Source organism: Streptomyces sp. NPDC054796, assembly GCF_053611545.1.
In genome coordinates, this window is sequence record NZ_JBSHAO010000038.1 from 71,086 (window position 1) to 83,259 (window position 12,174).

The window sequence follows — 12,174 nt, forward strand, 5'->3', positions numbered from 1 at the left end:
CGTGCGCGGCGTGCGCGGCGTGCGCGGCGTGCGCGGCCGTCGGGCTCAGCAGTTCTTGTAGCCGCTCCCCGTGCGGCTCCACGAGCAGGTGTCCAGGGAGCTGCCGGAGGCGGAGCGCAGCGTGGCCTTGTCCCCGCTGTTGTTCCACACGTACCAGCTACGGCCCCAGTAGCGGTCGGTGCTCTTGTTGGTGCCCTTGCCCGTGTGCACGCGGACGCTCTTGCCGGACTTCAGGGTGAAGGTGCCGAAGGTGTACTTGTAGCCCGCGCTGTCCTTCACCGTGTAGCCCTTGAGGCTGACGCTCCGGCTGGAGACGTTCTTCAGGGTGAAGTACTCGGCGTTGACGCTGGAGTTGCCGCCCCTGTCGCTGCCTGGCGAGTCGTAGCGGAAGTAGCGGAACTGGACGGCCGAGGCCGCCTGCGCGGGCGCGGCGAGCGTGAGCGCGAGCACGGCGGCGGCCCCCGCCGCCGCCGCCGGTATCAGGGCATGCCGGATCTTCATGGTGGTCCCCCCTAGGACACGGCCCGGCTTCGCACACCGGGCAGGATCGATACTTTAAGCCGCAACATCCCCTGTGTCCGCACACTTACGGAGAATCGGTCACATCCGTACCGACGCCCTCCGCCTTCTCGACGTGCTCCCGGGCACTCCCCGGCACTCCCCTGCCTCACTCGTCCGGGTGAAGTCGCGGGCCCGTTCCGTTCGTGTGGGCTCGCTGAGGTGAAAACGGGGCGCGAGGAGAAGCGATGCGCGCCCCGCCAGGTGTCAGTGGACGGCCAGGCTCTCCCTCACCTGATCGACGAGCCGGTCGACGGAGACCGCGCCCGCGCTGGACGCCGCGCCGAGAGAACCGGACAGCCGGTCGAAGGGCACGAAGGGCCCTGACCGCTCCTCGCGCAGCCGCAGCAGCCGGTCCACGGGCGCCGTCAGCGACTTGACGGGGTCGGCCAGCGCCTCGTGGCAGGACGAGCACACCGGCCGGTTGCGGGGGCTGGTGTCGTCGGGGTGGGCGAATCTGCCGCTCGCGGTGGCGGGGCCGTGCAGCGGGTTGAGCGCGCACAGGGTGGCGCTCACGGTCTGTCCGTGCCCCGCGTCGAGGACCGCCCGTCCGGCGCGCAGCAGGGCGAGGGCCGTCGCGAGGGTCGGCGGATCCTGGTCAGGTCCGTGCTGCTCTCCTCCCTCCCGGCCGAGGAGGAGGGCCGCCGTGTCCAGGCACGACCGGACGCGGGTGCGTGCGGCCTCGGGCAGTTCGCCGCCGGCGCGCGCGAAGCCCGCCTCCAGCCAGTCGCGTTCGCGGCGCGCGGTCCTGCGGAGCCAGCCGGTGCCGGGCAGTGCGGGCGCGCTCATCGCCTCGCCCGGGCCCGGCCTGGCCCCTCCTGAGCGCCGGCGCCGTATGTGCCCGGCCGCGGCGAACGCCGCCGCCGTCAGACCGAGCGCCGCGAGGGCGCCGACGGGCCCCAGCGCCAGGCCGCCCCAGAACGCGCCCGAGTACAGGGCTGGCAGCGCCTCCTGCGCGACGGGGTCCTCCGCCGGGACCGGATCGACGCGGGGCTCACCCGGCGGGCCGGAACGGGTTTCATCGATGTGGGTGAGCAGCGCGTCGAGCCCGTCGTAGAGCCCGGGCTTCTTCGCGTTCGCGCCATCGCCCTGGTCGATGGACTCGGTGTACGCGTACAGCTCCTCGTCGTCCAGCCCGGCGCCGTAGTTGACGACCTCGTACGCGTCACCGGACGGTCCCGCGACGACATAGACGCCCTCCTCGTCCAGCGCCTCGTGCAGCTTCCCGGCGAGGAGCGCGCTGTCGCCGCCCGACTCGTCCTCGGGTGTGCTCGGCACGACCGCCACGCGCACCGGCACGCCGAGCCCGTCGATCCGCTCGCCGAGCGCGTCCAGTTGACGCAGGGTCAGGCCGTGCGCCGACTCCGGGTCGGCGTAGACGGGGTCGTCGCGCAGCGCCTCGGCGACCCGGCCGACGCGGGCACCGAGGTCACGGGCGCCGGGGAGGGGGTCACCGCTGGACCGGGTCTGGTCGAAGACGAGGGGCGCGCCGAGGCCGATGGCCAGGGCCGACAGGGCCGCGAGGGGCACCGCCACCAGGGGCACGGACAGCGGCCCCACGCGCCCCCGGGCTCCTACGCGCCCCTCGGTACCCGTGGCACCCTTCGCCGTCGCGCCGGGTTCCTCCCCCGTCTCCGCCCGGCGGCGGGCTCGCCTGCGGTGGACGTACCGGCCGAGCAGCAGGACGGACAGGGGCACTCCCAGGAGCAGTCCGCCGGTGAGGACGCTCTGGTTCTCGCGGTCGGCCTCCGAGATGTGGAGCCCTTCGGGCTCGCCCTCGTCCTCGTACTCCTCCGCCGCCGCCTCGGCCCGCCGGGCCGCCTCCTTCTCTCCCGCCCCGAGCACGTCCACGAAGCGGGTGAAGGAGGTGAGCGGGCCCGCGTCGGCCGGGAGTTCGTAGAAGGCGGCACGCATCGCCTGCGCGGCGGGGACGTCGACGCCGAAGGCGAGGGCCGCGCCGCCGATGCCCGTGTCGTCGACGAAGACGTAGAGTCCGTCGCGGCCGAGCCTGTCGTGGACCTGTTCCAGCAGCCGTTCCCCGGACCTGCCGAGGCTCTCGCCCGGCAGCAGGATCACGTAGGTGGGCACGCCCGTTCGCCGGGCCTGCCGCGCGAACTCAGGCACCGAGGAACGCGGTGCGGTGCGGGGCACCTGGTCGGAGACGTAGACGGGGTCCTCGCGCAGCCGCTCGGCGAGGTACCCGGCCTGGCTCGCGGGGGTACGGTGCGCCGCCTCGTGCTCGGACGCGACGGCGGGCGCCGCCGGAACAGCGGGAGCGACGAGCGCGAAGCAGACGACGAAGGCGGCGAAGGCCGCACGGACGGCCACCGCGACGCGCTCCACCGATGGCGATGGCGTACCGCGCATGACGACTCCCCCCGTGCGTGCGTGTGACCGCCCCATCCTGCCGGGGCGGTCACCGGGACCGAAGGGCAGGTCCGCTCAGCGTGCCCGGTCCTCGCCCTCCACCGGGTCCTCCGCGCGTTCGAAGCGCCAGCGGTGGACCGGGCGCGCCGCGAACTCCGGGGGCGGGTCCGGGAGTTCGGGCAGCTCGGCGTCGTAGGGCGCGTCCCACCAGGTGATGACCAGGACGCGGTCCCCCGGAGCCGTGAACGTCTCGCGGCGCAGCGGCTCGGGGCCCGGTGGGCTGTCGTGGTCGTGGGCGGGGGCGTGGGTACGGGTCCAGGCCAGCAGGTCGGGGCCGTGGCCCGGGGTGGCCTTGGCCTCCCACATCAGTGCGACGGTCATGAGGAGTACAGGTTCTTCCGGCTCAGCTCGTGCACGTGGTCATGGTCGTGGCCGTGGCCGTGGTCATCCCCGTGCCCGTGCCCCTGGCCGTCGCCGCGTCCCGGCACATGGGGGTCGGTCACCGGCAGGGAGGAGTCGGCGGGGAGGTCCCAGTCGGAGGCGGCGCGGTTGCGGGCCACCATCTCCGCGCCGAGCGCCGCGACCATCGCGCCGTTGTCGGTGCACAGCTTGGGACGCGGCACGCGGAGCGTGATGCCCGCGTCGGCGCAGCGCTCCTCCGCCATGGCGCGCAGCCGCGAGTTCGCCGCGACCCCGCCGCCGATCATGAGGTGGTCCACGCCCTCGTCCTTGCAGGCGCGGATGGCCTTGCGGGTGAGCACGTCCGTGACGGCTTCCTGGAAGGAGGCGGACACGTCCCGCACCGGCACCTCCTCGCCCGCAGCGCGCTTCGCCTCGATCCAGCGTGCGACGGCCGTCTTGAGGCCGGAGAAGGAGAAGTCGTACGGGGCGTCGCGCGGCCCCGTGAGGCCGCGCGGGAAGGCGATGGCCCGGGGGTCGCCCTCGCGCGCGTACTTGTCGATGACCGGGCCGCCGGGGAAGCCCAGGTTGAGCACGCGGGCCACCTTGTCGAACGCCTCGCCCGCCGCGTCGTCGATCGTCGAGCCGAGGGGCCGCACGTCGGAGGTGATGTCCGGCGCGAGGAGCAGCGAGGAGTGCCCGCCTGAGACGAGGAGCGCCATCGTCGGCTCGGGCAGCGCGCCGTGCTCCAGCTGGTCCACGCAGATGTGGGATGCCAGGTGGTTGACGCCGTAGAGCGGCTTGCCCAGCGCGTAGGCGTACGCCTTCGCCGCCGAGACGCCCACGAGCAGTGCCCCGGCGAGTCCGGGCCCGGCCGTGACGGCGATGCCGTCGAGGTCGCGGGGCGAGACGCCCGCCTCGCGCAGCGCCCGCTCGATGGTGGGGACCATGGCCTCCAGGTGCGCGCGGCTCGCGACCTCGGGGACGACGCCGCCGTAGCGCGCGTGCTCGTCCACGCTGGAGGCGATCGCGTCGGCCAGGAGGGTGTGCCCGCGGACGATGCCGACACCGGTCTCGTCGCAGGACGTCTCGATACCGAGGACGAGGGGTTCGTCAGCCATGGATCTGTGTTCCTTGGGAGGAGGGGTCGGAATCGGGGCCGGGGTCGGCCGGTGGCACGCCCGTGGTGTCGGCGGTGAGGCCGAGGCGCATGACGAGCGCGTCGACGTTGCCCGGCTGGTAGTAGCCGCGCCGGAAGCCGATGGGGGCGAACCCGAAGCGTTCGTAGAGCCGCTGGGCCCGCGCGTTGTCCACCCGGACCTCCAGCAGCACCTCGTGGCACTCGAAGTCCGTGGCGGCCGAGATCAGCTCGCCCAGCAGCCGCGCGCCGAGCCCGGTGCCCTGGTGGGAGGGGAGGACGCCGATGGTCTGCACGTCGCCCGTGCCGTCGACGGCGGCGAAGCCTCCGTAGCCGACGATGCCGTCCGTGCCGTGCGCGCCCTGGGGCGCTTCGGGATCGACGGCGACGAGATAGCGGCGGGTCGCGTACGGGCCGCGCGCGTGCGCCAGCTCCGACCAGAACATGCCCGCCGACCACGCGTCGTCCGGGAAGAGCGCGCGCTCCAGCGCGAGCACGTCGTCGATGTCCCACCAGCGCATCTCGCGCAGCCGCACACCACCGGCCCCCGCGCCCATCGGGTCCGTCGGGGCCTTCGGGTCCGTCACGCCCGTCGGGCGCGCGCCACCGTCCACCGTCACTTCGGGGTGACCACCTTGTAGCTGGCGGGGACCTGCGCGTCCGGGCGGCGCAGATAGAGGGGGCGGGGCGGCGGGAAGTCCTCGCCGCGCGCGAGCTTCTCCGCCGCGAGCCGGGCCAGCGCGGGCGCCGACTGCTCGGCGGGCAGGTCCTTGCACACGCCCTGGAAGACGTCCTCGTACAACACGGCGCCCGCGCCCACGGCGGGCAGCCGTGTCACCTCGTCAGGGAGCGCGGCGGGGCGCTCGACGCCGGGCTCGTCCAGTCGGGTGCGCGCGTCGGCGTACCGCGCCCAGTAGACCTCCTTGCGGCGGGCGTCCGTGGCGACGACGAAGGGGACGTCGAGCCCGGAGGCGTAGGCGATGCCGTCCAGCGTGCACAGCCCGTGGACGGGGATGCCGAGCGCCGAGCCGAAGACCTCGGCCGTGGCGAGGCCGACGCGCAGCCCTGTGTACGGGCCCGGGCCGACGCCGACGACGATGCCGGAGACGTCCCGCAGCACGTGGCCCGCCTCTGTCAGCACGCGGTCGACGGCCGGGAGCAGCAGTTCGCCGTGCCGCCTGGCGTCCACCTGGTGGGAGGCGGCGAGGGTGCGGTCGCCGTCGGCGTCGTGGAGGGCGACGGTGACGGCCGGGGTTGCGGTGTCAAGAGCGAGCAGCAGCACACGGCCAGCCTACGGCGGGCGGGGGCCGGCATGCGCGGGGGTGGCGACCACGGCCCGATCGGGTGACCCCCGCGCGCAGCCGCCCCCACCCCCGCCCCGCTGCTTCTTCTATTTCTTCGCGGTCTCGCCGAACGGCACGTCCACGCCCTCCAGATCGGCCCTGATGCCGTCCTTGGCCACCGAGATGCCCGTCAGCCGTACATCGCCCGGCATGTCGGGGAGCTTCTGCGAGAGGGAGAGCTTGTCCGCCAGCTTCGGCTCCTCGATCTTCTTGAGCCCCTCGATCAGCGACGGGTCGATGCCGATCTTCTTCAGCAGCTCGGGGTGCTCCATGAGCACGTCGAGCATGTTGACCTTCATCATCTTGTCGACGAACTTCGGGGTGCCGGTCACCTCGTGCAGCTTGTCCTCGCTCTGCCGCACCTGCGCCGCCCGCTCCGGGGTGAGCCCGAAGCGTTTGGCGATGGAGCCGACGCCGAAGAGCGCCTTGGCCTTGGCCGCGTCGTGCTGGATGCGCTTGGCCAGGGGCCGCGAGAGCTGGAGGCCGCCCCGCTCGCCCGGGGTGTAGGAGAAGAGCTTCGGCACCTCCAGGCGCATGTCGTCGACCGTCGTCCCGATGCCGTGGTCGCTGGTGCGCTCCAGGTGCGCCCGCGCCCGCACCTTGACCTCCGTACCGGCGACGGGCAGCTTGCCGTCGGCCATGACGGTGTTCCTGCCGCCCGCCGTGAAGCGGACCTGCGAGGTGCCCAGTTCGCGGTCCAGGTCGTCGAAGTCGAGCAGGACGTGTCCGCGCATCTGCCCCAGCACCGCGCCCTTGATGGAGGTGGGCGCGTCGCCGACGATCCGTACGTCGTTCACCGACCCCTTCACCTGCGCGACCGAGACCCGGCCGGCCGGCATGTCGGGGATGGTGATGTCCACGTCGTCCAGGCGCTCCGACGCGAGCTGCGTCAGGAACGGGAAGCCGTTGATGTGCACCTCGGGCTCGGCGTGCAGCTTCAGCGCGCCCTGGACCTTCTCGGCCGCCTTGTTCTCCGCGTACAGCACGGCCCAGCGGTCGCCGACGCCGAGGAAGGCGAGCAGCACGGCGAGCGCGATGCCGATCTTGAGGCTGGTCCTGATGCGCGAGCGCCGCCGCCTGCGCACGGCACGCAGGTACGGCATCCGGTCCTCGTACTCGCGCTCGTCGTAGTCGGAGCGGAGCGTGAAGCCGAGGGGTCCGTCGTCGCCGGTGCCGCCGTGGGGAGCGGTGCCGCCGTGGGGGGTGGCACCGTGGGGGGCGGCACCGTGGGGGGCGGGGCCTTCGGCGGGGTCCGGGTCGGCGGCGAGCGCGTCGTACGGGTTGGGAGCGGCCGACGGCGGGGGCGCCGGCGCGTCGGGGGAGGCCAACTCCTCGTAAGGATTCCGTGCCACTGGTATGCGACGTGTAGAACTTGTCGATGAGCCGTGGGGGGTCATCGCCTTATGCGAACACAGGGGCGCCGCTTACTCCAAGTACTTCCTCTCCCGAACGATCGCTCTCGGGCACGGCAGGCATGGTCTGTCCTGATCTCCGTGCCCGGCTGCTACCGTCAACGGCGTACGGCCCCGATGATCAGTCCGGACGGCGGAAGTCCGGGCGAAAGAGTCCGGGCGGGAGAGTCCGGGCGAAGGACCGGGCACACACGCGGACATCACGAGAGGTGGCGGCGCACGGTGGCACGCAGCGGCAGCAGCGCGGGAGCGGTCGTGGCCGGTCTGACGGCGGCGGCGCTCGCCGTCATCGGCTTCTTCGCCTTCCAGGCCAACGCCGCCCAGGACCGCGCCGAGTCGCAGGCCCGCGAGCCGGGCGCCTCCGGCTCCCCCTCCCCCGGCGCCTCCTCCGGCACGTCCGAGAAGGAGCGTCCCGACGACGCGCTTCCCGCCCGCTCGGGCACGGGCACCCGGGTCGTCTACTCCCTCGACAGCGAGCGCGTCTGGCTCGTCGGCAAGGGCGACAAGGTCAGCCGCACGTACGAGGTCGAGCCCAGCTCGGTCCACCCGGCACCGGGCACCTACAAGGTGACGTCGCGTTCGTCACACATCACGGGCTCCGACGGCGTTCCGGTCGAGAACGTGGTGCGCTTCACGACCGTCGGCAACACGACGATCGGGTTCAGCGCGGCGCTCGACGGTTCGACGCCGAAGGCCGACCCGGCGCGGAAGACCGGCGGCATCAGGGAGCAGCGCAAGGACGGCGAGGCGCTGTGGCTGTTCGCGCCGATCGGCACGAAGGTCGTCGTCGTCGACTGACCGGGCGTCCGGCGCGTCCGTCCGCCACTCCCCCTTGCTCGAACCCCTTGTCGAACCGGCTCAGGCCACGTCAGGCCGCGTCCCGGCCAGGGCGCTGGTCCGGCACGGGCGGCGTCGCGGCGGGGACGGAAACGGGCGCGGACGCGGATGTGGGCGCGGGACGGTCCGTGCGGGCCGGTGCGTCGGCCGGGGCCGACGGCGGCTGCGACACCGCGTCCGCGGCGGCACAGGAGGCCAGCAGCTCGCGCATCGAAGGCATGCCCTGCTTCTGCTCGCGGTCGTGGGCCGTCATGGGTCCCTCCCGGGGGCTCCTGGTGCGGGCGTGGTTAGGCAGACCTAACCACGTCTCGGCCTCCATCTGACCATGGCCCCGGCCGCGCGCGCAACATCTTCCCGACAACCTGTCGGGAATCTGGTCACGCCCGGCCGGGGCACCGTCCGGAGCCCGCACCGGAGCCCGCGCCAGGGCTCACGCCAGGACGGAGAAGTCCTCGTCCGCCCAGCGCTCGCCGAAGCCCGCGAAGGTGAGGGTGCGCGCGTCGGCGTCATCGGCGTCGGCGTCGGCGGGGTCACCCGCGTCCGTGTCCGTGCCCACCGCGCGGTCGATGACGACGTGCAGCCGGTCCTCCGACAGCTCCTCGACCTTGCCCTCGCCCCACTCCACGACCACCACCGACTCCGGCAGCGACACGTCCAGGTCGAGGTCCTCCATCTCCTCCAGGCCGCCGCCCAGCCGGTACGCGTCCACGTGCACCAGCGGCGGGCCCTCGCCCAGCGGGGGATGGACGCGCGCGATGACGAACGTCGGCGAGGTGACGGCCCCGCGCACGCCGAGTCCTTCGCCGAGGCCGCGCGTCAACGTCGTCTTGCCCGCGCCCAGTTCACCCGTGAGGAGCACGAGATCGCCGGGCCGCAGCAGCTTGGCCAGGGCCCGGCCGAGGTCGCGGGTGCGCTCAGGAGTCGGAGCGGCGACGGTGAGCGCGCTGCGCGGAGCCGGTCCGTGCGGCACGGTGACCGTCGTGGCCGCCGTGGACTCCGCGCCGGTCGCCGGACCGGTCGGGGGAGCCGTCGTGAGGTCCGTTGTGGGGTGCTGTGGTGCTTCCTTGCCCATGCGTCCGGATGGTACGCGTCAGCAGCTCCGCGACGTGTTCGTTGACCGTCTCAGGACGCTCCAGCATCGCCAGGTGTCCCGTCCGCTCCAGGATCACCAGCTCCGCGGCGGGCAGCGCCGCCGCGATGGCCTCGCTGTGCGCGTGCGGGGTGAGCAGATCGCGGTCCCCCGCGAGGACGAGCGCGGGGCGCCCGTCGAACGCGGCGAGCGCCGTCGTCTTCTCGTGCGCCTCGAAGGCCGGGTAGAACTCGGCCACGACGTCGATCGGCACCGACTCGATCAGCCGCTCGGCGAACCGCGCCACCCCGGGGTCTATATCGCGGGCGCTGCCGAAGGAGTACCGCTTGACGAGCCCGGCGAAGAGGTCGGCCGCCGCGCGGCGCCCCCGCTCCACCAGCTCCGTCTGCGCGACCAGCGCCTTCAGCACCCCCGGCACCACGCGCCGCACGGCCTTCACGCCCAGCGCGGGCAGCGGCAGCCCGTAGGAGACCTCGCTCAGCCCGCCCGCGCTCGTGCCCACGAAGGCGGCGCCGACGACGCGCTCCGCGACGAACTCCGGGTACTGGTCGGCGAGCGCCATCACCGTCATCCCGCCCATCGAGTGCCCCACCAGAACGATCGGGCCCTCGGGCACCGCCGCGTCCAGCACGGCCTTCAGATCGCGGCCGAGCTGGTCGATGCTGACCGGCTCGCCCACGGGCGCGCGGCCGGAGCGGCCGTGGCTGCGCTGGTCCCAGTACACGGCGCGCACGGCGCCGCGCAGGGCCGCGCGCTGGAAGTGCCATACGTCCTGGTTGAGGCAGTAGCCGTGCGAGAAGACGACCGTCGGGCGCTGCGGCGCCCGGCCCCCCGCGCGGCCCGGCGCCTCGTCCGACGGCCTGCGGCGGCGGCTCAGCAGCCGCAGCAGCCTGTTGCGCTGCGGGGTGCGCGGCTCGGGCGGCACCTGCACCGGCATCAGCGCGGCCTCGTCGATGCGGATGGGGCCGACGCTCGGGCCGCCCGCGCCGTCGCCCCCCTTCGCGGCGCGCACCGTCTCCGGGTCCGCGTGCGGGTCACCGGTGTGGTCCTCGATCTCGTCCGTCTCGAAGTACAGCTCCGTGCCGTCCTCGGCCGACGCCGTGCCCGGCGTGCCGCGCAGCGAGCCGTACGGTCCTGCCGCGTCCAGCGCCAGGCGCGCGCTGCGGCGCACCGCGCGGTGCATCGTCAGCCGCTCGACGGCGACGCCCGCCGCGACCACGCCTATCGCCGCGCCCGCGAAGCCAGCGCGGCGCGCCCATCCGGCGGAGCCCGCCGCGCTGCCGCCCTGTGTCACGGTGCCGACCGCTCCCGCGGCGCCGGGACGACCGACCGTGTCGGCCGCGCCGATCGCCGCGATGGCTCTCGCGGCGGCCGCTGACGCCTCCCTGGTGCTGCCCGCACCGTCCCCCTCGCTCAAACCCTCAGCCCCCCGTGCTCCCGCTGTCACTCCCGTTCACATACGCCCGGGGTACCCGGGCGCTGACGCGCGTAACGATCTCGTACGAGATGGTGCCCGCGGCCCGCGCCCAGTCCTCGGCCGTGGGCTCGCCGTGGTCACCGGGGCCGAACAGCAGGGCCTCGTCGCCCGCCTCGGCCGCGTCGCCCCCGAGGTCCACCACGAACTGGTCCATGGCCACCCGCCCCGCGACCGTCCGCCACTTGCCCGCGACCAGCACAGGCCCGGTGCCCGACGCGTGACGCGGCACGCCGTCCGCGTAGCCGAGCGGGACGAGCGCGAGCGTGGTCTCGCCAGGGGTGCGGTAGTGGTGCCCGTAGGAGATGCCGTGGCCGCCCGGCACCCGCTTGACCAGCGCGAGCGAGCCGGAGAGCGTCATCGCCGGGCGCAGCCCCAGCTCGGCGGCGACGCCGACCTCGGGCGACGGGGACAGCCCGTAGACGGAGACGCCCGTCCGTACGAGGTCGAAGTGCGACTCGGGCAGCGTCAGCGTGGCGGGCGAGTTCGCGTGGTGCCGCACCTCCGGATCGAGACCGGCCCGCTCGGCGACGGCCAGCACCTCGTGGAACACCTCCAACTGGGCCGCGATGGAGGGGTGGCCCGGCTCGTCGGCACACGCGAAGTGCGACCAGATGCCGGTGACCTTCACCGCGCCCTCGGCCTCGGCCGCGCGGGCGGCGGCGACGAGTGCGGGCCAGTCAGCGGGCTGGCAGCCGTTGCGGCCGAGGCCCGTGTCGGCCTTGAGGTGCACGCGTGCCGTACGGCCGCAGGCGCGGGCAGCGGCGACGATCTCGTCCAGCGCCCAGTGGGCGCTCGCCGAGACGTCGATGTCCGACTCGATGGCCTCGCGCCAGGGCCCGCCCGGTGTCCACAGCCAGCTCATCAGGCGGCCCGTGTCACCTGCGGCGCGCAGCGCGAACGCCTCCTCAGGGGTGGCCGTGCCCAGCCAGGTGGCGCCCGCCTCGCGGGCCGCGCGGGCGCAGGGGACGGCGCCGTGACCGTACGCGTCCGACTTGACCACGGCCATCAGCTCCGCGCGGGGCGCGCGGGCGCGGAGCGCGCGGACGTTGGAGCGGACCGCGCCGAGATCGATCTCGGCGCGCGCCCGGGGCGTGGCCTGCGCGTCGGCCTGTGCGGCGCCCGGGGCTGCGCCGGGCTGAAGCGGGTACGTCACATCCCCAGTGTCCCAGGTCGCTCCGCGACCCCGGATCGCCTTCACGGGGGTGTTGCGCGGGACGGGTCCCCTTCGCGGGGTGCGGAAGGAAACGGGGGTTGCCCGTTCGTCGGGGGTGTTGCGCGGGACGGTTCGCCGGTGTGGTGCGCACTGTAGGGTCCCGCGCTGATTTTTGTGCCGCAGCACGGGGCGCGGGACGCTGCGCTGGGCGGAGCGCCGTTTCCGGGTGCGGCTGTGTGGCTTCGGCGCGGCGTGTGGTTGCGGTGCGATGCGGCTGGCGCCGCGTGATTCCGGGTTTCGGCCGTGGTTGTGGGCGCGTGGGTGGGGGGTGTCCGGTGCCGCGGTGGGGTGTCTCCTCGGCGTGAAGCTTTCGTTTTCGGCTTTCTGCCGTCGTTCGTCT

At 74.0% G+C, this 12,174-nt stretch carries 12 protein-coding genes; 1 reads left to right on the forward strand and 11 read right to left on the reverse strand.

Annotation, left to right across the window (positions count from 1 at the left end; all coding sequences use genetic code 11):
* Positions 1–45: 45 nt before the first annotated feature.
* The 7 genes from ACWGJ2_RS27455 to ACWGJ2_RS27485 form a co-directional block, all read right to left on the reverse strand.
* Positions 46–501, reverse strand: coding sequence for a lamin tail domain-containing protein (locus tag ACWGJ2_RS27455; RefSeq protein ID WP_453348921.1), 456 nt, complete (start codon positions 499–501; stop codon positions 46–48).
* Between the two features lie 264 nt (positions 502–765).
* Entirely contained in the window at positions 766–2,925 is a 2,160-nt protein-coding gene (locus tag ACWGJ2_RS27460; RefSeq protein ID WP_453348922.1) for a hypothetical protein, read from the reverse strand.
* Between the two features lie 75 nt (positions 2,926–3,000).
* Positions 3,001–3,306 (reverse strand): hypothetical protein, encoded by a 306-nt coding sequence (locus ACWGJ2_RS27465; protein ID WP_453348923.1) that lies wholly within the window; start codon positions 3,304–3,306, stop codon positions 3,001–3,003.
* Complete coding sequence (gene tsaD, locus ACWGJ2_RS27470) at positions 3,303–4,445, reverse strand: tRNA (adenosine(37)-N6)-threonylcarbamoyltransferase complex transferase subunit TsaD (protein ID WP_453348924.1); 1,143 nt, start codon at positions 4,443–4,445, stop codon at positions 3,303–3,305. The genes ACWGJ2_RS27465 and tsaD overlap by 4 nt, the downstream gene beginning before the upstream one ends.
* Positions 4,438–5,019 carry a ribosomal protein S18-alanine N-acetyltransferase gene (gene rimI, locus ACWGJ2_RS27475; protein WP_453348935.1) on the reverse strand — a complete coding sequence of 194 codons (582 nt, stop codon included), beginning with the start codon at positions 5,017–5,019 and terminating at the stop codon, positions 4,438–4,440. The genes tsaD and rimI overlap by 8 nt, the downstream gene beginning before the upstream one ends.
* Before the next feature lie 59 nt (positions 5,020–5,078).
* Entirely contained in the window at positions 5,079–5,744 is a 666-nt protein-coding gene (gene tsaB / locus ACWGJ2_RS27480) for a tRNA (adenosine(37)-N6)-threonylcarbamoyltransferase complex dimerization subunit type 1 TsaB (RefSeq protein ID WP_453348925.1), read from the reverse strand.
* 108 nt (positions 5,745–5,852) lie between these two features.
* Entirely contained in the window at positions 5,853–7,157 is a 1,305-nt protein-coding gene (locus ACWGJ2_RS27485; protein WP_453348926.1) for an LmeA family phospholipid-binding protein, read from the reverse strand.
* A gap of 282 nt (positions 7,158–7,439) precedes the next feature.
* Here ACWGJ2_RS27485 and ACWGJ2_RS27490 point away from each other — a divergent pair, with 282 nt between their 5' ends.
* Positions 7,440–8,015, forward strand: coding sequence for a L,D-transpeptidase (locus ACWGJ2_RS27490; protein ID WP_453348927.1), 576 nt, complete (start codon positions 7,440–7,442; stop codon positions 8,013–8,015).
* A 70-nt stretch (positions 8,016–8,085) separates the two neighbouring features.
* Here ACWGJ2_RS27490 and ACWGJ2_RS27495 read toward each other — a convergent pair whose 3' ends face one another.
* The 4 genes from ACWGJ2_RS27495 to alr form a co-directional block, all read right to left on the reverse strand.
* Positions 8,086–8,307 (reverse strand): hypothetical protein, encoded by a 222-nt coding sequence (locus ACWGJ2_RS27495; protein ID WP_453348928.1) that lies wholly within the window; start codon positions 8,305–8,307, stop codon positions 8,086–8,088.
* Between the two features lie 177 nt (positions 8,308–8,484).
* Positions 8,485–9,024, reverse strand: a complete 540-nt coding sequence (gene tsaE / locus ACWGJ2_RS27500) for a tRNA (adenosine(37)-N6)-threonylcarbamoyltransferase complex ATPase subunit type 1 TsaE (RefSeq protein WP_453348929.1) — start codon at positions 9,022–9,024, stop codon at positions 8,485–8,487.
* Positions 8,969–10,438, reverse strand: coding sequence for an alpha/beta fold hydrolase (locus ACWGJ2_RS27505; RefSeq protein WP_453348936.1), 1,470 nt, complete (start codon positions 10,436–10,438; stop codon positions 8,969–8,971). Before ACWGJ2_RS27505 ends, tsaE begins: the two co-directional genes overlap by 56 nt.
* 127 nt (positions 10,439–10,565) lie before the next feature.
* Positions 10,566–11,693 (reverse strand): alanine racemase, encoded by a 1,128-nt coding sequence (alr, locus tag ACWGJ2_RS27510; protein WP_453348937.1) that lies wholly within the window; start codon positions 11,691–11,693, stop codon positions 10,566–10,568.
* Positions 11,694–12,174 lie beyond the last annotated feature (481 nt).

Excerpts from the sequence above, each read along its gene's own strand:
- ACWGJ2_RS27455 (WP_453348921.1), bottom strand. The coding sequence starts at position 501 with ATGAAGATCCGGCATGCCCTGATACCGGCGGCGGCGGCGGGGGCCGCC.
- ACWGJ2_RS27460 (WP_453348922.1), bottom strand. The coding sequence starts at position 2,925 with ATGCGCGGTACGCCATCGCCATCGGTGGAGCGCGTCGCGGTGGCCGTC.
- ACWGJ2_RS27465 (WP_453348923.1), bottom strand. The coding sequence starts at position 3,306 with ATGACCGTCGCACTGATGTGGGAGGCCAAGGCCACCCCGGGCCACGGC.
- tsaD (WP_453348924.1), bottom strand. The coding sequence starts at position 4,445 with ATGGCTGACGAACCCCTCGTCCTCGGTATCGAGACGTCCTGCGACGAG.
- rimI (WP_453348935.1), bottom strand. The coding sequence starts at position 5,019 with ATGGGCGCGGGGGCCGGTGGTGTGCGGCTGCGCGAGATGCGCTGGTGG.
- ACWGJ2_RS27495 (WP_453348928.1), bottom strand. The coding sequence starts at position 8,307 with ATGACGGCCCACGACCGCGAGCAGAAGCAGGGCATGCCTTCGATGCGC.